At 73.1% G+C, this 25,056-nt stretch carries 28 protein-coding genes; 14 read left to right on the top strand and 14 right to left on the bottom strand.

Translation table 11 applies throughout. The features are described 5' to 3' along the window. Window positions 1-2: 2 nt before the first annotated feature. From ABD419_RS20120 to ABD419_RS20100, 5 genes are all read left to right on the top strand, one after another. Window positions 3-1,016, top strand: coding sequence for a LacI family DNA-binding transcriptional regulator (locus ABD419_RS20120; protein ID WP_344490203.1), 1,014 nt, complete (start codon window positions 3-5; stop codon window positions 1,014-1,016). Between the two features lie 270 nt (window positions 1,017-1,286). Further along, entirely contained in the window at window positions 1,287-2,543 is a 1,257-nt protein-coding gene (locus ABD419_RS20115) for an ABC transporter substrate-binding protein (RefSeq protein WP_344490200.1), read from the top strand. A 75-nt stretch (window positions 2,544-2,618) separates the two neighbouring features. Continuing rightward, entirely contained in the window at window positions 2,619-3,572 is a 954-nt protein-coding gene (locus tag ABD419_RS20110; RefSeq protein WP_344490197.1) for a carbohydrate ABC transporter permease, read from the top strand. Next, window positions 3,569-4,420, top strand: coding sequence for a carbohydrate ABC transporter permease (locus tag ABD419_RS20105; protein ID WP_344490194.1), 852 nt, complete (start codon window positions 3,569-3,571; stop codon window positions 4,418-4,420). The genes ABD419_RS20110 and ABD419_RS20105 overlap by 4 nt, the downstream gene beginning before the upstream one ends. Beyond that, window positions 4,417-5,694 carry a family 1 glycosylhydrolase gene (locus tag ABD419_RS20100; RefSeq protein WP_344490191.1) on the top strand — a complete coding sequence of 426 codons (1,278 nt, stop codon included), beginning with the start codon at window positions 4,417-4,419 and terminating at the stop codon, window positions 5,692-5,694. Before ABD419_RS20105 ends, ABD419_RS20100 begins: the two co-directional genes overlap by 4 nt. 156 nt (window positions 5,695-5,850) lie before the next feature. On the opposite strand, the gene ABD419_RS20095 is transcribed toward ABD419_RS20100, so the two are convergent. The 3 genes from ABD419_RS20095 to ABD419_RS20085 are packed head-to-tail and all read right to left on the bottom strand — an operon-like array spanning window position 5,851 to window position 8,699. Further along, a complete protein-coding gene (locus tag ABD419_RS20095; RefSeq protein WP_344490188.1) occupies window positions 5,851-6,834 on the bottom strand; it encodes a glycosyltransferase family 9 protein in 984 nt (327 codons plus the stop codon). Between the two features lie 8 nt (window positions 6,835-6,842). Next, window positions 6,843-7,814: a glycosyltransferase family protein gene (locus tag ABD419_RS20090; protein WP_344490185.1), complete on the bottom strand. Its 972-nt coding sequence runs from the start codon at window positions 7,812-7,814 to the stop codon at window positions 6,843-6,845. 48 nt (window positions 7,815-7,862) lie between these two features. Beyond that, window positions 7,863-8,699 carry an EamA family transporter gene (locus ABD419_RS20085; protein WP_344490183.1) on the bottom strand — a complete coding sequence of 279 codons (837 nt, stop codon included), beginning with the start codon at window positions 8,697-8,699 and terminating at the stop codon, window positions 7,863-7,865. A 141-nt stretch (window positions 8,700-8,840) separates the two neighbouring features. On the opposite strand from ABD419_RS20085, the gene clpS reads away from it, so the two are divergent. Together clpS and ABD419_RS20075 are read left to right on the top strand one after the other, a co-directional pair. Continuing rightward, on the top strand, window positions 8,841-9,146 hold the full coding sequence (clpS, locus tag ABD419_RS20080) for an ATP-dependent Clp protease adapter ClpS (protein ID WP_344490233.1): 306 nt from the start codon (window positions 8,841-8,843) through the stop codon (window positions 9,144-9,146). Continuing rightward, entirely contained in the window at window positions 9,146-9,727 is a 582-nt protein-coding gene (locus ABD419_RS20075) for a DUF2017 domain-containing protein (protein ID WP_344490180.1), read from the top strand. Before clpS ends, ABD419_RS20075 begins: the two co-directional genes overlap by 1 nt. Here the strand turns inward: ABD419_RS20075 and ABD419_RS20070 are convergent. Continuing rightward, window positions 9,724-10,635, bottom strand: coding sequence for a LysR family transcriptional regulator (locus tag ABD419_RS20070; protein ID WP_344490177.1), 912 nt, complete (start codon window positions 10,633-10,635; stop codon window positions 9,724-9,726). The genes ABD419_RS20075 and ABD419_RS20070 overlap by 4 nt on opposite strands. A 71-nt stretch (window positions 10,636-10,706) precedes the next feature. Here ABD419_RS20070 and ABD419_RS20065 point away from each other — a divergent pair, with 71 nt between their 5' ends. Both ABD419_RS20065 and ABD419_RS20060 read left to right on the top strand, forming a co-directional pair. Next, entirely contained in the window at window positions 10,707-11,660 is a 954-nt protein-coding gene (locus ABD419_RS20065; RefSeq protein WP_344490174.1) for an EamA family transporter, read from the top strand. A gap of 48 nt (window positions 11,661-11,708) precedes the next feature. Continuing rightward, window positions 11,709-12,230 (top strand): DUF4395 domain-containing protein, encoded by a 522-nt coding sequence (locus tag ABD419_RS20060; protein WP_344490171.1) that lies wholly within the window; start codon window positions 11,709-11,711, stop codon window positions 12,228-12,230. Between the two features lie 7 nt (window positions 12,231-12,237). On the opposite strand, the gene ABD419_RS20055 is transcribed toward ABD419_RS20060, so the two are convergent. From ABD419_RS20055 to ABD419_RS20015, 9 genes are all read right to left on the bottom strand, one after another. Next, window positions 12,238-12,708 carry an SUKH-4 family immunity protein gene (locus tag ABD419_RS20055; protein ID WP_344490169.1) on the bottom strand — a complete coding sequence of 157 codons (471 nt, stop codon included), beginning with the start codon at window positions 12,706-12,708 and terminating at the stop codon, window positions 12,238-12,240. Between the two features lie 10 nt (window positions 12,709-12,718). Next, window positions 12,719-13,243, bottom strand: a complete 525-nt coding sequence (locus ABD419_RS20050; RefSeq protein WP_344490166.1) for an SUKH-4 family immunity protein — start codon at window positions 13,241-13,243, stop codon at window positions 12,719-12,721. Then, a complete protein-coding gene (locus ABD419_RS20045; RefSeq protein ID WP_344490163.1) occupies window positions 13,240-13,818 on the bottom strand; it encodes a hypothetical protein in 579 nt (192 codons plus the stop codon). The genes ABD419_RS20050 and ABD419_RS20045 overlap by 4 nt, the downstream gene beginning before the upstream one ends. 35 nt (window positions 13,819-13,853) lie before the next feature. Beyond that, a complete protein-coding gene (locus ABD419_RS20040) occupies window positions 13,854-14,651 on the bottom strand; it encodes a hypothetical protein (protein ID WP_344490160.1) in 798 nt (265 codons plus the stop codon). 5 nt (window positions 14,652-14,656) lie between these two features. Continuing rightward, a complete protein-coding gene (locus ABD419_RS20035; RefSeq protein ID WP_344490158.1) occupies window positions 14,657-15,364 on the bottom strand; it encodes a hypothetical protein in 708 nt (235 codons plus the stop codon). Window positions 15,365-15,380: 16 nt separating this feature from the next. Then, a complete protein-coding gene (locus ABD419_RS20030) occupies window positions 15,381-15,695 on the bottom strand; it encodes a type VII secretion target (RefSeq protein ID WP_344490156.1) in 315 nt (104 codons plus the stop codon). Further along, on the bottom strand, window positions 15,692-16,108 hold the full coding sequence (locus ABD419_RS20025; protein ID WP_344490153.1) for a hypothetical protein: 417 nt from the start codon (window positions 16,106-16,108) through the stop codon (window positions 15,692-15,694). Before ABD419_RS20025 ends, ABD419_RS20030 begins: the two co-directional genes overlap by 4 nt. Window positions 16,109-16,311: 203 nt before the next feature. Further along, complete coding sequence (locus ABD419_RS20020; RefSeq protein ID WP_344490151.1) at window positions 16,312-17,925, bottom strand: acyl-CoA dehydrogenase family protein; 1,614 nt, start codon at window positions 17,923-17,925, stop codon at window positions 16,312-16,314. A gap of 80 nt (window positions 17,926-18,005) precedes the next feature. After that, window positions 18,006-19,532 (bottom strand): alpha/beta fold hydrolase, encoded by a 1,527-nt coding sequence (locus tag ABD419_RS20015; protein WP_344490148.1) that lies wholly within the window; start codon window positions 19,530-19,532, stop codon window positions 18,006-18,008. Between the two features lie 84 nt (window positions 19,533-19,616). Here ABD419_RS20015 and ABD419_RS20010 point away from each other — a divergent pair, with 84 nt between their 5' ends. Further along, window positions 19,617-19,835, top strand: coding sequence for a glycoside hydrolase family 3 C-terminal domain-containing protein (locus tag ABD419_RS20010; RefSeq protein WP_425556133.1), 219 nt, complete (start codon window positions 19,617-19,619; stop codon window positions 19,833-19,835). Between the two features lie 238 nt (window positions 19,836-20,073). After that, the gene (locus tag ABD419_RS20005; RefSeq protein ID WP_344490146.1) at window positions 20,074-21,216 is read left to right on the top strand and encodes a 3-deoxy-7-phosphoheptulonate synthase; all 1,143 of its coding nucleotides are present in this window, start codon (window positions 20,074-20,076) and stop codon (window positions 21,214-21,216) included. Window positions 21,217-21,268: 52 nt separating this feature from the next. On the opposite strand, the gene ABD419_RS20000 is transcribed toward ABD419_RS20005, so the two are convergent. Continuing rightward, window positions 21,269-21,673 carry a cupin domain-containing protein gene (locus tag ABD419_RS20000; protein WP_344490144.1) on the bottom strand — a complete coding sequence of 135 codons (405 nt, stop codon included), beginning with the start codon at window positions 21,671-21,673 and terminating at the stop codon, window positions 21,269-21,271. Between the two features lie 212 nt (window positions 21,674-21,885). Between ABD419_RS20000 and ABD419_RS19995 the strand changes: the two genes are divergently transcribed. The 3 genes from ABD419_RS19995 to ABD419_RS19985 are packed head-to-tail and all read left to right on the top strand — an operon-like array spanning window position 21,886 to window position 25,024. Further along, window positions 21,886-22,467 carry a carboxymuconolactone decarboxylase family protein gene (locus ABD419_RS19995; RefSeq protein WP_344490142.1) on the top strand — a complete coding sequence of 194 codons (582 nt, stop codon included), beginning with the start codon at window positions 21,886-21,888 and terminating at the stop codon, window positions 22,465-22,467. Continuing rightward, a complete protein-coding gene (locus ABD419_RS19990) occupies window positions 22,467-24,038 on the top strand; it encodes a sugar ABC transporter ATP-binding protein (RefSeq protein WP_344490139.1) in 1,572 nt (523 codons plus the stop codon). The genes ABD419_RS19995 and ABD419_RS19990 overlap by 1 nt, the downstream gene beginning before the upstream one ends. Then, window positions 24,035-25,024 (top strand): ABC transporter permease, encoded by a 990-nt coding sequence (locus tag ABD419_RS19985; RefSeq protein WP_344490137.1) that lies wholly within the window; start codon window positions 24,035-24,037, stop codon window positions 25,022-25,024. The genes ABD419_RS19990 and ABD419_RS19985 overlap by 4 nt, the downstream gene beginning before the upstream one ends. The last annotated feature ends 32 nt before the right edge of the window (window positions 25,025-25,056 follow it).

Below are 25,056 nucleotides of genomic sequence, written 5' to 3'. Positions count from 1 at the left end.
CCATGGCGGTGACCCTGCGCGACGTCGCGGAACTGGCCGGCGTGTCGTTCAAGACCGTCTCGAACGTCATCAACGGGTATCCCCACATCCGCCCCGCGACCCGCGAGAAGGTCGAGCGCGCCATCGCCGAGCTCGGCTACCAGCCCAACCTCAGCGCCCGCAGCCTGCGCTCGGGCCGCACCGACACGATCGCGCTGGCCGTCCCCGAGCTCAACCTGAGCTACTTCGCCGAACTTGCCAGCTTCGTCATCGCCGCGGCCGAGGAGGCCGGGCTGGTGACGCTCGTCGAGCAGACCGGCGGCGACCGCGACCGCGAGCTGGCGCTGCTCCAGAGCCCCCGCCTCAACCGCACCGACGGGCTCATCCTCAGCCCGCTGGGCCTGGGCGAGGAGGACGCCGCGGCGCTCGGCGGGCCGCTGCCGGTGGTCATGCTCGGCGAGCGGACCTTCGACTGGCCGTGCGACCACGTCACCATGCGGAACGTCGAGGCCGCCCGCGCGGCCACCGAGTACCTGATCGCCTCGGGGCGCCGGCGGATCGCCGTCATCGGCGAGAACGAGGCCGAGGTCATGGGCTCGGCCCGGCTCCGCCTGCGCGGCTACCGCGAGGCCCTCGCCGCCCACGGCATCCCCTACGACGAGCGGCTGGTCGCACGGGCCACTCTGTGGCACCGCGCGGACGGCGCGCACGCCATGCACGACCTGCTCGACCGCGGCGCGGACTTCGACGCGGTCTTCGGCTTCAACGACACCCTCGCGCTGGGCGCGATGCGGGTCCTCCAGGAGGCGGGCCTGCGCGTGCCCCAGGACGTCGCCGTCCTCGGCTTCGACGACCTCGACGAGGCCGCCTACGCCATCCCGTCGCTGACCACCGTGGACCCCGGGCGGGAGTGGATCGCGCGCACCGCCGTCGAGACGCTCCTGTCGCGCATCGGCCGCGGCGGCGGCGAGGCCGGGCCCCGGACCCGCGCGGCGGACTTCACCGTCGTCGAGCGCGAGTCGGCCCCGCCCGCGTGAGGTCCGCGAGGTAGTGTCCCGACTCGTCCGAACCTCCGCTTTACAACGTTGTAGATTGTCCGCGGCGGTTTCGTCCGGTCTGGCGTATCCGCTGGTGCCCGCCTTGATCACGAAACGGGAAAGAACTGCGATCGAGCGGCGCGGGGCGTTGACAGCGGGCGGACGACGTCCCTACGATCCAGAAGTTACAACGTTGTAGAACGAAGGTTTCGGACTCGGCGTTGCACCACGCGCAGACAGCGCAGTCTCGCTTTGAGAGGGAACTCCGAAATGACACGCAAGCGAATCCTCGCGGGGGCCGTCGGCGCGGCGCTCGCCATCACCGCCACCGGCTGCTCCGGCGGCGGCGACGGCGGCGGCCCCGTCGAGCTCACCTTCTGGCACGGCTACACCGAGGCCGACGGCGACGTCCTCCAGGGCATCGTGGACGAGTTCAACGCCGCCCACGACGACGTCGAGATCACGACCGAACTCAAGACCTGGGCCAGCATCGACGACACCCTCCTGACGGCCCTGTCCGCCGGCGAGGGCCCCGACATCGTCGCCATGCCCGCCGAGCGCCTCCCCGTCTACGCCGACAAGGGCGCGTTCGCCGAACTCGACGACTTCTACGCCGACGCCGAGAGCAACACCGCGAACCTCAACCCCGGCGCGGTCGAGATGGTGACCGTCGACGACACCGAGTACGGCGTGCCCACCGGCTTCGTGCCGCTCGCCGTCTACTACAACCAGGCGCTCTTCGACGCCGCCGGCGTCACCGCGTTCCCGCAGACCTGGGACGAGTGGGTCGCCGTCTCCCAGCAGCTCACCGTTGACGAGGACGGCGACGGCACCCCCGAGCAGTACGGCGTGGTCCTGCCCGACCACGCCACCGTCGCCAACGGCCTGTGGCCGTCCCTGTTCTACGGCAACGGCGGCGGCATCGCCGAAGGCGGCGAGGCCGTCATCGACTCGCCCGAGAACGCCGAGACCCTCCGCTTCTGGAGCGACGCCATCGTCGGCGACCAGATCTCGCCCACCGGCGTCGACGGCGTCGGCGCGGACGAGCTCTTCAGCGGCGGCAAGGCCGCGATGACCGTCGGCGGCCCCTGGATGGCCTCCATCGCCACCGAGAACTCGATCGACTACGGCATCGCCCCGCTCCCGGCCGGCCCGGCCGCGCAGGCCGCCTCCGCGATCGGCGTCTCCATGGCCGTCACCGTGGACACCTCCCGCGCCGAGCAGGAAGCGGCCGAGGAGTTCTTCTCCTTCTTCCTGAACGACGAGAACGCCGTGGCGTGGTCGCTGGGCTCCGGCTGGCCGCCGCTGCGCACCGACATCCCGGCCGACGCCGTCGCCGAGAACCCGGTCGTCGCCTCGCTCACCGAGATCGCGGGCACCGGGCAGCCGCTCCTGCCGGGCGTCGTCAACACCACCGACGTGCTCAGCGCGGTCGACGAGCTCACCCAGCAGGCGGTCGCGGGCGGCGACGTCGACGCCCTCCTCGCCGAGGCGCAGACCAAGGTCCAGGAAGCGCTCGACGAATAGCGGACCGGCGGAGGCGCCCGCAGGCGCCTCCGCCGCCCCCGCCGTTCCGCCGCCCACCGACTTGCAGAGGAAGTCATGACCGCACCGAACCCGACCGCCCGCCGGTACCGGCCGCCGGCGCCGCTCGGCGGCCGCCGCCGCGCCACCGGCAGCCCCGCGGGCCGCAACGCCCGCGCCTGGGCGTTCCTCGCGCCCGCGCTCATCATCATCGGCCTGTTCGTCCTCTGGCCCATGCTCTCCGCCCTCCGCCTGTCCTTCATGGACGCCAGCGGGTTCGGCCGCGAGGAGTTCATCGGCCTGGAGAACTACGTCACGGTCTTCACCGACCCCGACGTCCGCGACGCCGTCGTGAACACCCTCTGGTACACCGTCCTGTTCACGCCCACCGCCGTCGTCTCGGCCCTCGCGCTGGCGCTGCTGCTCAACAGCCCGCGCATGCCGTTCCGGTCCTTCTTCCGGACCGCGCTGTTCGTGCCGTTCGTGGTCTCCTTCGCCGTGGCCGCCTTCGCCTGGAGCTACCTCATCGACCCGCAGGTCGGGCTCCTCAACTACTGGCTCCGCGGCCTCGGCATCCAGCTCGGCAACGTCCTGGAGGACCCGACGCTGGCGATGCCCGCCGTCGTCCTCGTCGCCGTCTGGAAGCTCTTCGGGTTCTACTTCGTGATCTTCCTGGCCGGCCTCCAGGACATCCCGACCTCGCTCTACGAGGCGGCCCGCATGGACGGCGCCGGCCCGTGGTCGCGCTTCAAGAACGTCACGCTCCCCATGCTGTCCAACACCATGGCGTTCGTGCTGATCTTCGCGATGATCGCCGCCCTCCAGGCCTTCGACCAGATCTACGTCATGACCGGCGGCGGCCCCTACGGCCACACCCAGACCCTCGTCATGGAGATCTACGAGTCCGGCTTCCGCAAGCTCGACATCGGGTTCGCCTCGGCGCTGTCGTACGTGCTCCTCGCCGCGACCCTGATCCTCAGCCTCGTGCAATTCCTGTTCTTCGGCCGCAAGGAAAAGGACCTGTCCTCATGAGCGCCCTCACCCACCGGACCCGGCTGCGCGACGTCAAGCCCGGCACCGTCCTCGCGGTGATCGCCCTCGTCGTCGTCAGTGCGGTCGTGCTGCTGCCCATCGCGATCATCGTCTTCACCGCGTTCAAGCCCGCCGCCGAGGTCAACGCCTACCCGCCGAGCCTCCTGCCCGACGCCTGGACCCTCGACAACGTCAAGGAGGTGACCTCCGAGCTGCCGTTCGCCCGCCTGGTCGGCAACAGCTTCCTGTTCGCCGGCGGCGTCACCGCCTTCGCGCTCGTCTTCGACTCCCTCGCCGCGTACGCGCTGGCGCGCATCGACTTTGCCGGGCGCAAGGTCCTGCTCGTCGCGATCATCGCGACGCTGATGATCCCGTTCCAGGCCACGCTCATCCCGCTGTACCAGCTCGTCGCCGACCTCGGCTGGGTCAACACCTACGCCGGGCTCATCGCGCCCCGCGCCGCCGACGCCTTCGGGATCTTCTTCCTGCGCCAGTTCTTCCTGTCGCTCCCGCGCGACGTCGACGCGGCCGCCCGCATCGACGGCGCCTCCGAGTTCCGGGTGTTCCGGTCGGTCGTGCTCCCCAACGCCGTCCCGGCCCTGCTCACCTTGGGGCTCTTCACCTTCGTCAACAACTGGAACGACCTGCTGTGGCCGCTGGTGTTCACCACCGACGCGGACATGGGCACCATCACCTCCGGCCTGACGCTCCTCACCGGACCCAGCGGCATCGTCCCCCACGGCGTGATGATGGCCGGCTCGCTCATCGCGATCCTGCCGCTCGTCATCGCGTTCCTCCTCATCCAGCGCCGCTTCATCGAGAACATCGCAACGACAGGACTCAAATGACCTCCCACCCATGGCACCGCGACGGCAGGCTCCACTTCGCGGTCGGCGTCGAGGACACCTTCGTGCCGCAGTCGCGGCCCGGCGAGCGCGCGATCGACGAGTACGCGCTCACCGAGCACTACGACCGGTGGCACGGGGACCTCGCGCTCGCCTCGGGCGCGGGGGCCGAGCTGGTGCGCTGGGGCGTCCCCTGGCACCGGATCGAGCCCGCGCGGGGGAGCTGGGACTGGAGCTGGCTCGACCGGGTCATGGACCGCTTCGCGGAGCTGGGCCTGCGCCCGGTCGTGGACCTCATGCACTACGGGACCCCGCTGTGGATGGAGGGGCAGTTCGCGCACCCCGACTACCCCAAGCACGTCGCCGAGTACGCCGCCGCGGTCGCCGAGCGCTACGCGCACCTCGGCGTCACCGACTACACGCCGGTGAACGAGCCGATGATCCACGCGCTGTTCTCGGGGGAGTACGCCTACTGGCCGCCGTACCTGTCGGGCACCGCGGGCCTGAGCACCATGGTCGGCCAGCTCGGGCGCGGCTTCGTGCTCGCCCAGCGCGCGATCGCCGACGTCCTCGACGGCGCCGTGTTCGTGCACGTGGACGCGGGGATGCGCTTCACCGGCGACACCGACGCGCCCGAGCACCGCGAGCACGCGGCCCGGCTGCGGGAGCAGGTCTTCCTCGTCGAGGACCTGGTGACCGGCCGGGTCGGCGACGCCCACCCGCTGGCGCCCTTCCTGCGCGGGAACGGCTGGGGCGACGCGGACTTCGCGTGGTTCGCCGAGGCGCCGGTGCGCCCCGACGTGGTCGGCGTCAACTACTACCCGCTGCACTCCACGGAGGTCTTCGAGGCGGGCGTGTTCCACACCGGCGGGTTCCCCGACCCGCGGCCGGTGCGCGACGACGGCGTCGCCGGCCTCGCCGAGCTGCTGCGCGGCGCGGCCGAGCGGTACGGCGCCCCGGTGATGCTCACCGAGACCTGCGTGACCGGCACCGTGGAGGCCCGCCTCGCCTGGCTCGACGCCTCGGTGGCGGCCCTGCACGAGCTGCGGGCCGCCGGCACCGACGTCGTCGGGTACACGTGGTGGCCGCTGTTCGACATGTACGAGTGGACGTACCGACACTCGCAGGAGCCCCGCGAGGCGCACCGCCTGACGATGGGCCTGTGGGAGCTCCAGGAGCGCGAGGACGGGCTCGCGCGCGTCCGCACCCCGATCGCCGACCGCTTCCGGTTCCACGCCGAACAGGCTGCGGCGCAGGCGTTCCAGAAAAATCCGTAGATCGTGCATAGTCCGCGGGGGCACGGGTAGCCGTACTGCAGAAGGGCTTGCACGAGGGGACAGAGGCCGCCGGTCCGGCGCCAGGGGGGATTCGGACCGGCGGCCTTCTTCGCGCCCGCGGCACGGGCGGACCCCTGCGGGGCCCGCCCGGAGCCGCTACCGGAGCCGGCGCTCGGCGACCGCGAGGGTCTCGCGCGACCGCTCCAGGACGTCCTCCCATGCCAGTTCCAGCAGCCCGGGGTCGGGCCTGTCGCCGTGCGGGTCGCCGCGCCGCCCGGCCCACAGCGCCCGGTGGCGGCGGCGCCACGGCGGCGGTCCCCACAGCGTCGGCGGCATCGGCCCGAACAGGACCACCGACGGCGTGCCGAACGCGGTCGCGAGGTGCGCGACCCCGGTGTCGCCGCACAGGACCAGCCTGGCGGAGGCGACGATCGCCGCGAGCTCCTCAAGGTTCGTGCGCCCGGCCATGACCCGCCACGGCGCGATGCCCGCGGCCGTGGCGACGGACCGCGCGAGCGCGATCTCGTCGTGGTCGCCGGTGATCGTGATCTCCTGGCCGTCGTCCTGGAGGGCCTGCGCGACGTGGGCGAACCGGTCGGCGGGCCAGCGGTTCGCGGACTCCCGCGCGCCGGGGTGGACGACCACGGTGCCCGCGTGCGGGGTGGGCCGCGGGGGCGGGGCCAGGAGCAGGTCGGTCGGGTCGGCGTCGAGGCCGCGTGCTTCGAGGAGGCGGCACCAGCGGTCGATCTCGTGGAGTTCGGGGCGCCAGGGCGGCCCGGCGACGCCGGGGAGGTCGGGGTGCTGGTGGGTGATGAGCTCGCCGGGGCCGGTGCCGAGCAGGTCGTAGGCGCTGCGGGGTCCTTCGCCGTGGAGGTTGACGGCGAGCTCGGGGGCCTCGCCGTGCCAGTCGAGCCCGCCGACGCCCGCGGTGGGGTGCAGGACGTCGACGGCTTCGACGAGGTCGGCGAGGGGCCGCAGCCGCTCGGGCGCGGCGAGCACGATCCGCCTGCCCGGCAGCGCCCTCCGCAGCGCCCGCAGTGCCGGCACCGCGGTCATCAGGTCGCCGATGCCGAGCGCCCGGAGCGCGAGGACGGTCCCGTCGGCCGTCTCGGGGTCTGCTGTCGCTGACTGGTCCGTCATGTGTCCTCCTAGGTCACGGCGCGCTCCAACAGCACGTCCCAGCGGTTGAGGAAGTCGTCGAGCCCGTGGTGGGCGAGGGCGTGGGCGCGGGCGGCGGCGCCGGCCTCGGCCGCGAGGTCGCGGTCGGCCGTCAGGGCCGCCAGGCGCGCGGCGAGGGCGCCGAGGTCGCAGGAGACCGCGCCGATCGCGGGCGGGAGGGTCGCGGCGGCCGCGGTGGCGACGGCGACGACCGGGAGCCCCAGCAGCATCGCCTCGACGAGCGGCGCGCCGGGGGAGGTCCAGCGGGAGGGGTGGACGTAGGCGCGGCGGCGCGCCATCGCGGTGTGCAGCTCCTCCAGAGGGATCGGGGGGTTGCCGGTGAGGGCGTGCCCGCGCCCGTCGGGCCAGGAGCGGATCTCCTCCGCGCCGGAGCCGAACAGGTCGATGGGGGCGGCGGCGCGGAGCGCTTCGAGGAGGTCGGTGCCGGCGTCGCGGCCGAACGGCGCGTCGACGACGGCGACGGCGTGCGGCAGCTCGCCGGTGAACCGCGGGCCCGGGTCGGCGACGCCGAGGTCGACGGCGGTCGCGGGCGCGAGGCCGCAGTCCCACATGAGGCGGTTGAAGTCGCTGGTGTGGACGACGGGGATGTCGTCGCGGTCGGCGAGGGCGTGGCGGCTGGTCGCGGCGCGCCCGGGCGGGGCGCCGTGCTCGACGTAGACCGCGGGCACGTCGCGGCCGGGCTTGCGGCCCAGCCACCGCTCAGCGAGCGCGAGCTCCTCGGGCCGCTGCAGGACCACCACGTCGACCTCGGTGTCCCGCAACGCCTCCGCGGGCACGTCGACGACATGGCGGGGCCAGGGCATGCCGGCCCGGCCCAGCCCGAAGGGGCCGCCGTCCTGCTCCTTCGGGAGCAGGTACACGTGCCGCCCCTGGACGAAGGACTCCATCCACGAGCCGTCGACGTGCCAGCATACGATCCTGAGCGCATTCGAACCTCGCATGTGTACGCGGTACCCGGTGCGGGCGGGCTCAACCGCCGCGGGCCCCGTTCACGCCAGCGCGAGCAGCGCCACGGCGGCGGCCGCGGCGCCGAGTCCCGCGAGTTGGCTGCGCTGCAACCGCTCCCCGAGGACCCTGCGGGCCAGGAGCACCGTCCCGGCCGGGTAGAGGGCCACGATGACCGCGACGACCCCGAGCTCGCCCCCGCGGGCGGCGAGGAGGAACAGCAGGTTCGCGATCGAGTCGAGCGCCCCGGCGGCCGCCGACATCGCGTACGCGGGCCGCTCGGGACCGAGTCGCCTGTGGAGCATCGCGGCGGCGGCGAGCGTCAGCGCCGACGCCGTCGCCCGGCCGACCAGCAGCGGACCCACGCCGCTGTCGTCCGGGGCCTGGTGCAGGCACACCAGCTGCAGGGCGATGGCCGCACCGGCGCCGAACGCGAGCAGCAGCGCCCGCCCCGACGGGCGCGCGCCCCGCACGCCCGGCCCCGCGCTGACGAGCACGACCGCGGCGAGCGCCAGCGGCAGGCCGACCAGTCCGGCCGCGCCGAGCCGCTCGCCCTGGAGCAGCCCCACCGCGACCGGCAGCATCGCCGACACCAGCGCCGTCACCGGCGAGAGCACGTTCATCGGGCCGATCGCGAGCGTCCGGTACAGCAGCAGGAACGCCGCCGCCGAGGCCGCGCCCGAGGCGGCGCCCCACGCGAGGGTCGCCGGGGCGAACGAGGCCCCGAGGAACGGCCACAGCAGGACTTCCACGAGCAGGCTCGCCGGCGCGGCGACCATCACGGTCCGCAGCACGTGCGCCTTGCGCGCGCCCAGGCCGCCGAGGAAGTCGGCGGCGCCGTACGCGAGCGAGCTGGCGAGCGCCATGACGAGTGCGACCACCGCGACCTCCTCGGGGACGACCCCGAATCCTAGGCGGTGCGCATCGTGCCGCCGGGGGTCGGTACAGTCCGCCCCGCCGGTCACCCCCGGCCGACCCGCCCGGCGCCCGCGGCGTCCCGATGGCAGCATTGGGGAGTGATCATCCTGCCGCGGCTCGGGGGCGCCGGCGCCCCGGCCGAGACGGCCCACGCCGAGACCGGCGCGGCCGCCTCGCCCGACGCGCCGTGGACGACCGTCGTGCACAACGACCCGGTCAACCTCATGAGCTACGTGTCGTACGTCTTCCGCACCTACTTCGGGTACACCGACGCCATGGCCGAGCGGCTCATGCTCGACGTCCACAACAAGGGCCGCGCGGTCGTCTCCAGCGGCAGCCGCGAGGAGATGGAGCGCGACGTCCACGCCATGCACGGCTACGGCCTGTGGGCCACCATGAGGCAGGGCTGATGGAGGGCTTCGAACCGTTCCCCGGCGGCGCCGCGATCCGCCTCGGCCCCACCGAGGCGACCCTGCTGCGCGGCCTCGCCGACCAGCTCGTGGACCTGCTCGCCACCCGCGGCGAGCACGTCGAGGACCCCATCGCCGCGATCTTCGAGCCCGGCCCCAGCGAGCCGCCCGCCGACCCCGTCCTCGCCCGGCTCTTCCCCGACGCCTACGACGGCGACGCCGACGACGCCCGCGAGCACTCCGCCGAGTTCCGCCGCTTCACCGAGAACGACCTGCGCACCCGCAAGCGCAACGACGCCCGGGCGCTCATCGCCGACGTCGACGCCCTCGGCCCCGGCGGCGGCGTCCTCAGCCTCGACGCCGAGGACTGCCGGCACTGGCTCGGCGCCCTCAACGACCTCCGCCTCGCCGTCGCCGTCCGCCTCGGCATCCTCCAGGAAGGCGACGCCGAGGCGCTCTACGAGCTGCCGCCCGACGACGACCGCGTCCCCACCGTCATCGTCTACTCCTGGCTGAACCTGCTGCAGGACAGCCTGGTCGAGACCATGATGCCCGAGAACCCGCGCGAGGACGACCGCTAGACCCGGCGGTGGCGCTCCTCCACCGCCGCGGCCGCGGACCGGAACGCCTCCAGCACCCGGCCCACCGCCAGGCGCTCGGCCCGGTCGGCGCGCAGGATCGCCGTGACGTGCCGCCGCGTCGGCACGTCCTCCACCTCCCGCAGCACCAGCCCCGCGCCCGTCGGCGTCGTGAACCGCGGCAGGACCGCCACCCGGCGGCTGGCCGCCACCAGCGACTCCACCAGGCGGTTGTCGCGGATGCGCTGCGACACCCGCAGCGGGACTCCGGCCGTCCGCTCGATCGAGCCCAGCACGTGGTCGAACGGGTAGCCCTTCGGCACGCCGATCCACTCGCAGTCGGCCAGGTCCGCCGCGCGTACCGACGCCCGGGCCGCGAGCGGGTGGTCCGCGGCCATCGCCACGTCCAGCGGCTCCCGGGCCAGCGGCACCGCCACCAGCCCGGCCGTCCCCGCCGGGCGCACCCCGGCGAAGCTGTGCTCGACCACCACGTCGTTGTCCGCCGCCAGCGCCGCGAACTCCACCTCCGCGAGGTCGAAGTCGCTGCACCGCAGCTCGATCGCGCTGCCCTCCAGCTCCCGCATCACCCCCGGCAGCAGGAACGTCCCGGCGCTCGGCAGCACCGCCACGCTCACCGTCCCCGACGGCTCCCTGCGGAACGAGTCCCACCGGGCCCGCACCCGCTCCAGCGCCGCCGCGACCTCCGCCCCGCCCTCCGCCAGCACCCGGCCCGCGTCCGTCAGCCGCAGCCCCCGCCCCGACGGCTCGACCAGCACCATCCCGAACTCGCGCTGGGCGGCCTTCAACTGCTGCGAGACCGCCGACGGCGTCCGGTGCGAGGCGCGCGCCACATCGGTGACGCTGCCCCGCAGGGCCAGTTCGCGGAGCAGCTCCAGGTGACGCACATCCATGAAGCGATGCTACACAGACACTTAAGTATTTTTCATTTGCGCTTGACAGTCGCGGCGCCGATCATTGACCCATGCCTGCTCGCCACGTACTCCTCGCCATGGCCGTCGCCGTCATGTGGGGCCTCAACTTCATCGCCATCGACGCCTCCCTCCAGCACTTCCCGCCCATGTTCCTCGTCGCGCTCCGCTTCGCCCTCATCGCGATCCCCACGATGCTCCTCGTCAAGCGGCCCGACGTGCCCCTGCGCTGGCTCATCGGCTACGGCCTCGGCTTCGGCACCCTCCAGTTCCTCTTCCTCTACTGGGGCATGGCCGCCGGGATGCCCGCCGGGCTCGCCTCCCTCGTCCTCCAGGCCTCCGGGCCGTTCACGATGCTCCTCGGCGCCACCTTCCTGCGCGAACGCGTCACCGGCCCCCAGCTCCTCGGCATCCTCGTCGCCGTCGGCGGCCTCGCCGTCGTCGGCTGGCAGCGCGCCGAGCACGCCAGCGTCCTCCCGTTCCTGCTCACCCTCGCCGGCGCCCTCGGCTGGGCCATCGGCAACGTCTGCAACCGCCAGGCCCGCGCCGCGAACCCGCTCCACCTGACGCTGTGGATGTCGACCGTCCCGCCGCTGCCCATGCTCGCGCTGGCCCTCGTCGTCGAAGGCCCCGCGCGCATCACCGACTCGCTCACCGACTTCACTGGTCCCGGCGCCCTCGGCGCGGTCCTCGGCCTGCTCTACACGGTCGTCATCGGCACGATCCTCGGCTCGGGGCTCTGGACCTGGCTCATGTCGAAGCACCCCGCGGGGGTCGTGGCGCCGTTCTCGATGCTCGTGCCAGTGACGGGCATGACCGCGGCCTGGTTCCTCCTCGGCGAGACCGTCACGGTGCCCGAGATGCTCGGCGGCGTCCTGGTCGTCGGCGGCGTGCTCCTCGGCAGCCTCGTCAAGCCGCGCCCGAAACGCCTCCCCGACCCGGCCCCGGTGGGCGCCCGGCGTCCCGGATCGCGGACATCACTTGGCCCAGTCCTAGCGGAGAAGTAGACTTTACTGGTCGCTCACCCGCACCAGCACCATGGAGTGATCCGCCCGATGCGCCAGCTCTTCAGCTTCCCCAACCCGGTCAACGAGGTCGCCGCCCGCCTCGTCGCCGCCGGCGTCGTCCTCATGAGCCTCGCCGCCCTGGTCTTCCAGGCCGAATGGCTGGTCGTGATCATCGCCCTCGGCTTCATCGCCCGCGTCCTGACCGGCCCGAGCCTCTCGGTCCTCGGCCAGGTCGTCACCCGCGTCGTCGTCCCGCGGCTCCCGGCCGCCCCCAGGATGGTCCCCGGCCCGCCCAAGCGCTTCGCCCAGGGCATCGGCGTGGCCTTCTCCGCGACCTCGGCCCTGCTCCTCCTGGTCGTCGACGCCGACCTCGCCGGCTGGCTCGTCCTCGCCGCCCTCGCCCTCGCCGCCACCCTCGAGTCCGTATTCGCCTTCTGCCTCGGCTGCAAGGCCTTCGCCCTCCTGATGCGGGCCGGCGTCATCCCCGACACGGTCTGCGAAGCCTGCAACGACATCACCGCCCGCACCGCCGCGAACCTCGAGCGGAAGGCCGCCGCGGCGGCCCGGTAGGGCGGGCTCAGCCGCCGAGCGTGCTGAAGACCTTGGGCCACCACGCGTCGGCCTCGAAGGCCCGGGGGTCGACCGCATGGAGCGTGAACCGCATCCCCCGGTTCATCACCGCGCCCGCGTCCGCGGCGCCCGCGGCCTCGACGGCCGCGCCGATCCTGCGCAGGAACTCGACGAACCACCGGTAGTTGGCGTTGACCCCGCGCACGGCCGTGCGGTCCGGGTCGAACTGCAGGACCTCCCCGGTTGCCGGGTCGAGCACGTACAGGAGGGCGGACTGCGGCCCGACCGCGCCCAGCACGATGAAGCGGATGTCGAGATCGGTGCCCTCGGCGCTGATCCGGATCCGGTCGAACACCGCCAGCCCGTCGGGGAGCTCGGCGGTGAACAGGCCCGGGACGTGCTCGGGGACGTCGAGCTCGTCGGGGAGCGACGAGGGGTCCATCCCCGCCGCGATCCACGCGTCCCGCGGAAACCTCATCGCACGGCCCTCATCGCAGACCGCCCTCGAGCTGCATCAACGCGATCGACCACCACGACTCCCGGTCGGCGAGCGCCCGCGGGTCGATCGCGGTCAGCGTGGCGCGAAGCGCCTTGGCGCGCGCGGGACGCCCGGCGGCACCGGAGTCGGCGTCGACGAACAGGGCGAAGTGGTACAGGAACTCCGTCAGCGCCTTGAACGTGGAGTTGACGAGTTCGAGCGTCCCCTCGGCGACGCCCAGGAGCAGGACGCGCCCGGTCGCGGTGTCGAGGCAGAACAGCATGCCGTCGCGGTCGGAGGGGACGCCGCCGACCACGCGGAGCCGCGGCCCGTCGTCGCCGAGGTTCAGGCTCGCGTACAGCTCGAAGCGCCCGGTCAGGTAGGCGGTGTAGACCGCCGACATGTCGACGGGCAGGAAGTCCACGTCGGGGTAGGCGGCCGCCGGGGCCGCGAACTCCCGCATCCACTGCTCCCGCGGGAACCGCACGACGTTGTCGGGCTCCCACGCCCGCAGGTACTCCTCGCGGTCCGTCACCGCTCCTCCCCGCCCTCGGTCAACCCGGCCTCGGCCATGTACGCGATCCAGGGGTCGGTCTCCCACCAGGGCTCGCGCTGGCGGTCGAGGGGCCCGCGGATCTCCTTGTGGCGCGGCCCGATCGCGACGGTGTCGATGAACTCGGGGACGTCGGCGCAGGTGAGGACCACCGGCGAGACCCAGCCGTACTTGACGTAGGAGTCGGTGTAGACGATCACCTCGCCCGAGGCCTCGTCCATGAGCAGGGCGTCCTCGTAGCCGATGTCGCCGATCCGCAGCCAGGGCCGGTCGTCGATCGGCTCGCCGGCCGCGTCGACCGCCCGCTGCGGGGCCACCTGGTCCTCGGGGCGGACGTCGACCCCGCCGAAGCTCGCGGCCGCGGTCAGCCGGTAGAACTCGTCCAGGCCGCCGGGCCAGGCCCGGGCCGGCTCGGCGCCGTCGGCGATCTCGAGGACCGCGTAGGTCGCGTACGGCGGGTCCTCGTCGGCATCCTCCCAGCGGCGCTCGAGCTCCTCGACCGCCCCGGTCGAGCGCAGCAGCGCGATCTTGCGCGCCATCGCGTCGCGGTGGTTCATGGTGCGGCTCCTTCACGGGTTCGCGGCTCGCCGGTTCACTCTACGATGTTGATCTTGACCTTCGCTCCGGCCGGAACCTGGAGGAGCTGCGAGTTGATCTGCCCGCCCATGCCGTGGTTGGTCACCGACTCGATGCCCCACATGTTCGCCTGCTGGTCCTTGCCGCCGAGTTGGAGTTCGTGCGCGTGGTCGATCTGCTGCCGGTCCAGGTCCCGGATCCGCTGGTCGACCTCCGCCTGGTTCTCGGAGGTGTGGAGGATCTCGTACTCCTTGTCGCGGCGCCACTGGTCGACCGTGCTGCCGCGCTCGTCGCCGTCACCGGTCTTCTTCGTCAGCTCGCCGTTCTCGCCGAGCTCCTTGAGATGGTTCGCCTTCGCGTCGAAGTCGGCCTGGTCCCAGTCCTCGTGCTTGCGCAGGTTGATGGTCCACGAGCCGTCCTCGTTCTGGGTCGGCGGGTCGAGGTCCTTGGTGAACCCGGAGGTGTACTCGGGGGTGTTCTTCGGGCGCTCGGGCGTGCCCCGCTTCGGGATCTCCAGGACGGTGCCGTCCTCGAGCTTGCGCTTGCGCCGGTGCGGGTGCTTGTCGGGCGGGCCCGGCTGCTTCGGCCGCGCGGCGGACGCCCGGGTGCGCGTCTCGGCGGCGTCGGAGCTGTGGCTGCGCCCGGGCAGCGGGCTGCGGACTCGGGTCGTGTCGGTGTCGGTATCCGTGTCCGTGTCGGTGCGCGGCCGGGAGGTGTCGACGTCGACGTCGCCGCCGCGAGGACGGCGGGCGTGGAGTCCGAGGAGTCCGAGCACGATCGGGACGAGGACGGCCTGGCGGAGGAGTCGGCGCATGGTGGTCACCCGAAGAGGAGGTCGCGGAGGGCGGTGATGGAGTCGATGAGGCCGGTGATCCAGCCGAAGACCTTGCCGACCCATTCGGTGATCTTGATGACGGCCTTGGGGATGACCCAGGCGGCGCCGATGCCGACGGTGAAGGCGACCTCCGCGGCCCAGGCGATCAGGGAGCCGATGCACTCGGCGACGAACTCGCGCACGAACTCGCGGACCATCGAGACCAGTTGCCCCGCGCCGCGGGTGGCCGTGCCGAGCGAGAGCGCGGTGCCCCCGACGCAGGCGATGACATCGGCGTTGGCGTCGGCCATGCCCCGGTAGGCGTCCGCGGCCCCGCCGGTCCAGGACTGGACGTCGGCGATGGCGGCGGCCATGTCGGCGGACATCGCGAAGCACTCGTTCGCCACGTTGTCCCAGGTCATCGCGTGGGCCTCGACGAGGGTGGGGTTCCCGGCGAGCATGTCCAGGGCCTCTTTCAGCGGCTGGACGTGCTCGATGAGCCAGCCGACGCCCGCCGAGGCGAGGGTGCCGATGGGGTCGAGGACGGCGCCGACGGTCTCCAAGGCGACGCCGAGGCCGGCGACCGAGGCGTCGATCCAGGAACCGGAGTCGATCGCCATCGCCAGGCCCGCATAGGACTCGACGATCCCGGCTCCCGCGAAGGCGGCGCCGGGCTGGGGGACCGAGCTCTCGGTGGCGACGAGGTCGTTCAAGGGGTGCCTCCGGAGCTCAGATCGCCGCTTGGATGGACTGGTAGTCGGCGGCGACGGCCTGGTCGGCGGCGTCGTAGTCGTCCGCGGTGGAGCGCACGGCCTCCGCCAGGAGCTCGAGGTTCTCCTGGGCCAGCGTCGTCAGCTCCTTCTGCTCGTCCTGCCGGCCGGAGAGGATCGGCGGCAGGAACTGGCAGATGATCCCGTAGGCCTCGCCGTCCTGCGCGATCGTGTCGATGGCGCTGAGGACGGCGTCGAACCGCGCCCGCACGGCGTCGATGTTGGCGGCGTGGCCGCGCAGGTCGTCGGTGACGACCTCGAACCGGTCGCTCACGGCCGCTCCTCCGGCTCCGGTTCGGGGAAGCGCATCTTGATGCTGTCCACCAGGGCCCTGGCGGTGGGGGAGCCGGGGTCGAGGCGGGCCTCGACGGCGTCGCGGGCCTGCTTGAGGAGGACCTTGCCGGCGTTGCCGTAGGCCTCCATGAACTGGCGCTCGGCGTGGCGCAGCTGCATGCGCTGGAGTTCGGGGGCGAACTGGACGCCGATGACCGCGCCGGAGGAGTTGAGCTTGACGGCGACCGCGCCGTTGGCGTCCATGCCGACCGCGGTGAGCTCCTGGACGGCCTCGGAGGCGGCGATGGCGTCGGCGGCGCGCTGCTCGGCGCGCTCCTTCCAGTCGGCCAGGGCGGCGCGAGCGTCCTCGGGGCCGCGGATGTCGGCGAAGGGGTTGTCGTTGTCCACAGTCATTCCCGTTCCGTATGCAGACCGATGGACACTGACGGCCCGCCGGTGGTCACCACTCCGAAAGATAAGGCTTGTTCACCTACCGTAGGGGACGATTTCGGGACAGGGCAATGCGGTTGCGGTCCAGAGTTGCCGGTGGTGCGGTATTGGCGGCCTGCTTGGCACGAAATGGGGAGAGAGCGGGGACGCCGTCCGCCGGCCCCCGTTCAGTCGGCGGGCAGGTGCCGGGCGACGATCGCCTCGGCGTCCTTCACCGGTGTCGCGCCGAAGTTCAGGCCGCGCTCACCGCCGAGGCGCGACGCGCAGAACGCGTCGGCGACCTCGCCGGGGGAGTGGCGGATCAGCAGGGACGCCTGGAGGGCGAGGCCGAGGTCCTCGGTGAGGCGGCGGGCGCCGGACTGGTCGACGCCGGCGGCGAGGGTGCGCTTGAGGCCGTCCACGTGCGCGGCGAGGCGGGCGTCCGCCGCGGCCGCGGCCGCGATCTCGGCGAGGAAGGCCTCGGCGGTCTCGGGGGCGGTCCGCAACGCGCGCAGCACGTCGAGGGCGATGACGTTGCCCGAGCCCTCCCAGACGGACAGGAGCGGCTGCTCGCGGTAGCGGCGGGCGAGCGGCGCCTCCTCGACGTACCCGTTGCCGCCCAGGCATTCGAGGGCCTCGGCGGCGTGGGCGGGCCCGCGCTTGCAGACCCAGTACTTGGCGACCGCGGTGGCGAGGCGGCGGAACGGCGCCTCGGCCGGGGTGTCGTACGCGGAGGCCAGCCGCATCATGACGGCGGTGGCGGCCTCGGACTCGACGCTGAGGTCGGCGAGGACCTGGGTCATGAGCGGCTGGTCGATCAGCCGCCTGCCGAACGCGCTGCGGTGCGCCGCATGCCAGATCGCCTCGGCGGCGGACTGGCGCATCCCGGCGGCGGTGGCGATGACGCAGTCGAGGCGGGTGTGGTTGACCATCTCGATGATGACCGGGACGCCGCGGCCCTCGTCGCCGACGCGGTGGGCGAGGGCGTCGTGGAGCTCGATCTCGGCGGAGGCGTTCGAGCGGTTCCCGAGCTTGTCCTTCAAGCGCTGCAGGCGGATCGCGTTGCGGGTGCCGTCGGGGAGGACGCGGGGGAGGAGGAAGCAGGTGAGGCCGCCGGGGGCCTGCGCGAGGACCAGGAACGCGTCGTTCATCGGCGCGGAGCAGAACCACTTGTGGCCGCGCAGCGCGTACATGCCGTCCGCCGTCGGGGTCGCGGCGGTGGTGTTGGCGCGGACGTCGGAGCCGCCCTGCTTCTCGGTCATCGCCATGCCGACGAGGACGCCGGCCTTGCCGGCGGCCGGCCGCAGTCCGAAGTCGTAGGCGCGCGAGGTGATCCGGGGCTCCCACTCGGCGGCGAGCGCGGGCTCCGCGCGCAGCGCCGGGACGGCCGCGTACGTCATCGACACCGGGCAGCAGTGGCCCGGTTCCACCTGGGCGAGCAGCGACATGAGGACCGCCCGCGCGGCGTGCGCGCCCGGTTTCGCCGCCTCCCATGGCATCGCGTGCGCGCCGTGCTCGACGGCGAGGCCCATGAACCGGTGCCAGGACGGGTGGAAGTCGACCTCGTCGATCCGCTCGCCGTACCGGTCGTGGGTGCGCAGCACGGGCGGGTACCGGTGCGCCTCCTCGGCCCACCGGGCCGCCTCGGCCGATCCGAGGACGGCCCCGAGCTCGCGGGCCTCGGCCTCGATCCAGCCGGCGCCGGCCCGCGAGGCGGCCTCGCGCAGCGGGGCGTTGTCGTCGAAGAGGTTGCGGCCCAGCAGGGGCGGCGGCTGATTGGCGACGACGTGGGTCTCGGTCATGACGCTCCCGGGCTCGGCGGATCCCACATGGTAGTACGCGGGGGTGCGGCCGGACCAGTGTCCGGCCGCACCCGTCGCCGCTACGGGCCGTACGGTCCGGTCGCGGGCGAGCGCTCGCCCGCGGAGAGGCCCGCGATCCCCGGGAAGTCCAGGTTCGGGCAGCTCAGCCCCTTCTCGGGCTTGGTGCGGTGCACGAAGTAGTCGTTGACCGCCTCGTCGACGCACTCCGAGAACCCGCCGTAGATCGTGTGCCAGTAGCCCTCGTAGGTGATGAGGCTGCCGTCGGCCTGGTCGGCGGCGGTCTCGGTCCACGGGTAGACCGTGGCGTAGTCGTGCACGTTGCCGATGAACACGATCTCGGGCGCGCTGCGCGGGACGTCGAGTTCGTCGCGCTCGTTGGTGTGCTCGATGCCCGAGCCCAGGCAGGTGAGCGCGTGCTGGTCGTACGGCGACCACTCGACGTTCGGCGAGTCGGCGGCGAGCCGGTCCTGGAGCGTCGCGTACTCGTCGTAGTCGGCGATGTCCCAGCCCCAGTCCTGGCACCAGGCCGGGTAGTAGAGGTTCTCCCAGAGGACCGGCTCCTCCTGGAGCGCGCTCGCGCCGCCGAGCTGCTCGCCGTCCCGCATCGCCTTGAACTCCGCGGCGAGGTCGGTCCAGGCCTGCGGGAAGTTCGCCGAGAACGTGTAGAACGAGGAGAGCGCGTAGAAGTCGAGCGGCGTGCCGTCGTAGGGGTCGACGAGCTCACCGGCCCGCGCCCGCGCCTTGAGGTCGGCGTACACCGATGCCACGTCGGAGCCGTACAGGGCGCACTCGGGCGCGGACTCGCACCAGGACGCGAACTCCAGGAAGTTCTCCTCCACGGCCGCGGTCTCGGTCCGCAGGAAGTCCCATGTGGTCTCGAGGCTGTGGTCCATGTTGCCGTCCAGGACCATCGTGCGGATGTTGCGCGGGTACTCCTCGGCGTACTGCTGGCCCATGAGGGTCCCGTACGAGTATCCGAGGAAGTTGAGCTTCCCCTCGCCGAGGGCGCGGCGGATGCGCTCCATGTCCTCGACGGTGTCGAGGTTGGAGACGTGGTCGAAGAGCCGCCCGGTGTGCTCGCGGCAGTCCGCGGTGAGCGCCGCGTTCGCGGCCTCGATCGCCTCGAAGGACTCCTGGTCGACCGGGACGCCGAGCGCCGCGTTGTTCAAGGCCTCCTCGCTGCACAGGACCTGCGTGGAGGTGCCGACGCCGCGCGGGTCGAACCCGACGATGTCGAAGCGCTCGGCGGCCTCGCCGGTGAGGGGGTTGCCTCCGATGACCGAGCCCACGCCCGAGCCGCCGGGGCCGCCCGGGTCCATGAGGACGGTGCCGATCCGCTTGGCGGGGTTCGTCGCCTCGCGCTTGGCCAGGCCGATCTCGACGGTGCCGCGCCAGGGGCGCGCGTAGTCCAGCGGGACGTCGATCGTCGCGCACTCGACCGCCTCGGCGGGGTCGACTTCGGGGCAGGGGCCCCAGTCGATGCCGCGCGGGTGCGCGGCGGCGGCGAGCGGGGCGACGGCGAGGAGGGTGAGCGTGAGCGCGGCGGCCGAGGCGGCCGCCGCAAGGGTGCGGGTGAGTGGTCTCAAGCCGGAATTCCTTCCAGTCGAAGGGGGTCCGAGTCTCGCGCGGGCTTTGCGCGGTTCCTCTCAAATTGTAGGGAACGCACCCGTTTGCCGGGGTCCCCGCGACTCGTCCCTGCCGCCCGTCCGGTCTCCTGCGGCACGAGCGCCCGCGCCCTCCTCGACGTCCTCACCGGGAAGGACGCCCCCCGCGGACGCCTCCCCTTCGACGTCCCGTCGAGCACCGAGGCCGTCGCCGCCAGCCGCCCCGACGTGCCCTTCGACACGAAGGACCCGCTCTTCAGGTTCGGCCACGGCCTCGCCTATTAGCCGAGTCCGCGACATGCGGGGACCGTGTGCTACGGTTCCCGCATGTCCGCCGTCCGCTGGTATCAGCGCTTTACGCAGGCTCCGGGTGGAGCCCGCGGTCACCTGCGCTGACCATCGGACACCCGGAGCCACACGCCAGAGACGCCCGTCTCTGGCGTTCGTCGTCGAGGCGGGCCGGCACCGGGCTGACACCGAGTGGATTCCACCCGCCTCTGCAACCAGAGGAGACTTCCGCCCGATGAGCACGCCTTCCGGCCGCGCCGCCTCGGACCGCGCCGCCACGCATCTCGCCGCCGCCAACAGCGCCGCGCGCGCCGCCGCCCCGCAAACCAGCGACCTGCGCGTCCGCGGCTTCCAGCCGCTCGTCGCCCCGGCCGTCCTCCGCGGCGAGCTGCCCCTGGGCCCCGACCGCGCCGCCCTCGTCGCCGACAGCCGCGCCGCCGTCGACGACGTCCTCGCGGGCCGCGACGACCGCCTCCTCCTCGTCGTCGGGCCCTGCTCGGTCCACGACCCCGCCGCCGCGAGCGACTACGCGCGGCGCCTCGCCGCGGCCGCCGCGCCGCTCGCCGACGACCTCCTGGTCGTCATGCGCGTCTACTTCGAGAAGCCCCGCACCACCGTCGGCTGGAAGGGCCTCATCAACGATCCGCACCTGAACGGCACCCACGACATCGAGACGGGCCTGCGCCTGGCCCGGCGGGTCCTCCTCGACGTCCTCGACACCGGCCTGCCCGTCGGCTGCGAGTTCCTCGAGCCGCTCAGCCCCCAGCACATCGCCGACGCCGTCTCCTGGGGCGCGATCGGCGCGCGCACCACCGAGAGCCAGGTCCACCGCCAGCTCGCCTCGGGCCTGTCGATGCCCATCGGCTTCAAGAACTCCACCGACGGCGACCTCGGCGGCGCCATCGACGGCTGCCGCTCCGCCGCCGGCGAGCACACGTTCTTCGGCGTCGACGAGGACGGCCGCGCCTCCATCGTCTCCACCAGCGGCAACCCCGACTGCCACATCATCCTGCGCGGCGGGCGCGGCGGCCCGAACTACGGCCCCGCCGACGTGCGCGACGCGCTGGCGCTGCTCGCCAAGCACGACATGCCCGAACGCCTCGTCGTGGACGCGAGCCACGCCAACTCCGGCAAGGACCACGTCCGCCAGGCCGAGGTCGTGCGCGAGCTGGGCGACCGCATCGCCCTGGGCGAGCGCGGCATCGCCGGCCTCATGATCGAGAGCTTCATCGAGCCCGGCCGCCAGGAGCCGGCCCCGCTCGACACGCTCGTCTACGGGCAGAGCGTCACCGACGCCTGCGTCGGCTGGGACGAGACCGAGCGCCTCCTCGGCGAGCTCGCCGCCGCGGTCCGCCGGGGCCGCGAGCGCCGGGCCTGAGGCACGACGAGACGGGGCGCCCGCGACCGCGGGCGCGCCGTTCCGCGTCCCCTCAGCCCATCTGGTCGCCGGGGGAGAGGTGCTCGACGGTCACGCCCGTCTCGGTGAACGTACGCGTCACCGTCCCCGAGGGGTAGATCCACAGGATCGTCAGCGGCGTGTCGCCGACGTTGCGGTACAGGTGCGGCACCGGCGAGGGCACGTACGCGGTGTCCCACTTCTCCAGGCGGGTCGCCTCGCCGTCCACCACGACCTCGGCGACGCCGTCGAGGATCGTCACCTGCTCGTCGCAGTTGTGCGAGTGCAGCGGCGCGCCCGACCCGACCGGGTAGGTGCTGATCCCGGTGGTGATCCGGTTCTCGCCCTGGGCGACCGGGGTCGTCACCAGGGGGATCGTGCGGACGGCGCCGCCGCGGTCCATCACCTCGACGTCCGCGACTTTGACGATGACTGCCATGGCTCCTCCGATCGGGCAATTGACACGACGGTCTTCAGGCTAGATCCCGCGACCGCCGCGAACCATCACGCGGGCTGCAAGGTAAGGCTGCGCTCTCGACCTGTGACAGCGGTCAATTCCTGCTGTACGTTTTCGGAAACCCACTGGAAACAGCCCTCACAGGCGTCCCTGAGCGGACGCCGAAAGAGGACGGACGCAAGGCAATGGAGCTTATGAGACTTCCGATCATCGACCCGGAGGAGATGGACGAGCGGCAGCGCGCGATCGCCGACCGCATCGCCGGGCGGCGCGGCGCGGTCCGCGGCCCGTTCCGCGTGTGGCTCAACAGTCCCGAACTGTGCGACCGGGTCGAGTCCCTCGGGGCGTTCGTCCGCTTCGACTCCAGCCTCCCCACCCGCCTCTCGGAGCTGGCGCTGCTCCTGGCCGCCCGCGCCTTCGACGCCCAGTACTCGTGGAACGCCCACGTGGACAAGGCCGTCGACGCCGGCATCCCGCGGGCGGCCGTCGAGGCCATCGCCCGCAGGGAGGCCCCGGCCTTCGACCGCGACGAGGACGCCGCGTTCCACGCGTTCTGCGCCGAGCTGCTGGCCGACCACTTCGTTTCCGAGGCGACCTTCCGGGCCGCCGAGGCCCACTTCGGCGCGAAGGGCCTGGTCGAGGCCGTCGGGTGCCTCGGGAACTTCGCGATGCTCGCGATGTGCCTGAACGCCTTCGAGGTCGACCTCCAGCCCGACCGCGAGCCCCCGTTCCCCGACGTCCGCGGCTTCGCCAGGACCGGGACCCGGGAGGGCTGATGACCGCTCCCCTCGACAACGCGGTCGAGGCGCCCCTGCCGGTCGCCCCGCCCGTCATCCGCGTCCGCGGCGTCGTCAAGCGCTTCGGCGGCGCGGCCGCCCTCAAGGGCGTCAGCGTCGACTTCCGCCCCGGCGAGATCCACGCCCTCATGGGCATGAACGGCGCCGGCAAGTCCACCCTCGTGCAGCTCCTCGCCGGCGTCCACGCCCCCGACGCCGGAACGATCGAGGTCGGCGGCGCCGCGCACGACCACCTCACCCCCCGCCAGGCCCGCCGGCTCGGCATCGCCACCGTCCCCCAGCGGCGCGAGCTCGTCCTCGGGCTCACCGTCGCCGAGAACGTCATGCTCGGCGCGCTCCCCGGCCGCGGCGGCTTCGTCGACCGCCGCGCCATGCGCGCCACCGCCCGGGACGCCCTGCGGCAGCTCGGCATCGACCTCGACGTGGACCGCACGGTCGCCGACCTCACCGTCCCCGAGCAGACCATGGTCGAGGTCGCCCGCGAGGTGAACCGCGGCGGCGACGCCCTCATCCTCGACGAGCCCACCGCGTGCCTCGGGGCCGAGGACGCCGAGCAGATCCGGGCCCTGGTGCGCCGGCTCAGCGCCGCCGGGAAGGCCGTCATCTACATCTCCCACCACATCGACGAGGTCCTCGGCCTCGCCGACCGGCTCACCGTCCTGCGCGACGGCGAGGTGGTCGCCGGCGCCGCCGCGGGCGAGATGGACGAGCGGTCCCTGGTCCGGGCCATGGTCGGCCGCGAGGTCGTCTCGGTGCGGCCGCCCCGCCGCGCCCCCCGGCCCGAGGTCGGCCTGGCCCTGACGGGCCTGCGCGACGGCCGCTTCATCGAGCACCTCGACGTCGAGGTCCGCCGCGGCGAGATCGTCGCGGTCCTCGGCCCCGCCGGGGACGCCCAGTCCCGCCTGTTCGACCTCGTGTCCGGCCGCCGCCGCCCCGGCGGAGGCGCGTTCGCGGTCGACGGCCGGGCCGTCCCGTTCGGGCGCGTCGGCCGCTCCCTCGGCGCCGGGCTCCGCTGCGTCACCGGCGACCGCCGCACCCTCGGGCTGGTGCCGGAGCTGAGCGTCGACGAGAACGTCATGCTCGCCCACGACCGGCTCCACCGGCGCCGCCTCCACTTCCCGGCGGCCCTCGCCCGCCGCGCCGCGCCGCTGCGCGAGGCCTACAAGGTCCGTGCGCTGCAGCGCAACCCCGCGGTCGGCCGCCTCTCGGGCGGCAACCAGCAGAAGGTCCTGCTCGCCAAGTGGCTCGGCACCGACCCGGCGGCGTGCTTCCTGGAGGAGCCCACCAACGGCGTCGACGTCGCGGCCATGGCCGAGATCCACGCGCTCATCGACGCCCTCGCCGACCGCGGCGTCGCGGTCCTCCTCGCCTCCTCCTCCGCGGAGGAGGTCATGCGCCTGGCCGCCTCGGTCCTCGCCGTCCGCGGCGGCCGCGCCGTCGCCGGGTTCGACGTCGACGCCGTCACGCGCGAGGAGCTCATCGCCGCCGTCCTCGGCGGCGCCCTCCGCGAACCCCAGCCCCGCCCCGCTTTGCAAGGAGACCCCACGTGACCACGACCGCCACCGCCGCCGGTCCCGCCGCCCCCGCCGGCCTCAAGGAGCGGCTCCCCGGCTTCCTCCGCATCCCCCACCTCGGGCTCGTCGCCGTGATCGCCGTCGTCGTGGTGTTCGCGGCGAGCCGCACGGACAAGTTCCTCACCGTCACCAACCTCCTCAACGTCTCCCGGCAGGTCGCCGTCGTCTCGATCATCGCGGGCGGGCTCACCCTGCTCATGACGGCGGGCGGCATGGACTTCTCGATGGCGTCCATCACCGGCGTCGGCACCGCCGTCGCCGCGCAGCTCATCGAGGGCGGCTCGCCCGTCTGGCAGGCGGTTCTGGCGACCCTCGGCCTGGCGACGCTCCTGGGCCTGGTCAACGGCGTCGCCGTCACGTTCACGAACGTCGCGCCGTTCGTGGTCACCCTCGCCACCGCCACGCTCCTCGACGGCGTGAAGCTGCTGGTCCTGGGCGGGTTCTCGATCTCGATCGGGCTGAGCCTGTCGTGGCTCGGCAACGGCGCGGTCCTCGGCGTCCCCACGCTCGTGGTCGTCGCCGCCGCGGTCCTGATCGTCATCGGGATCGTCATGCGCCACACCGTGTTCGGCCGCGACGCGTTCGCGATCGGCGGGAACGAGGACGTGGCCCGCCTGTCGGGCGTCAAGGTCGCCCGCAACAAGCTCGTCCTCTACGCCGTCGCCGGGCTCCTCTCGGGACTGGCCGCGATCATGCTCGTCTCGCGCCTGGCCGCCTCCAGCCCCGAGACCGGCGGGCTCGCCCTCCAGCTCGAAGCCGTCGCGGCCGTCGTCATCGGCGGCACCTCCCTCGCGGGCGGCCGGGGCACCGTCGTCGGCACCGCGCTCGGCGTGGTCCTCCTCGGGATCGTCGGCAACGTCCTCAACCTGCTCCAGATCTCCAGCTACTACCACCTGGTCGCCACCGGCGCGGTGCTCCTCGTCGCGGCGGTCTTCAACTCCCTCCACAAGTCCGGCCACTAGGCCGGCGCCAACCCCTTCCAATGAAGAAAGGG

The organism is Glycomyces endophyticus (genome assembly GCF_039531525.1).
Taxonomy (GTDB): Bacteria; Actinomycetota; Actinomycetes; order Mycobacteriales; family Micromonosporaceae; genus Glycomyces; species Glycomyces endophyticus.
Note: the sequence above shows the minus strand (reverse complement) of the source record. Positions and strands in the feature narration are given on the sequence as shown.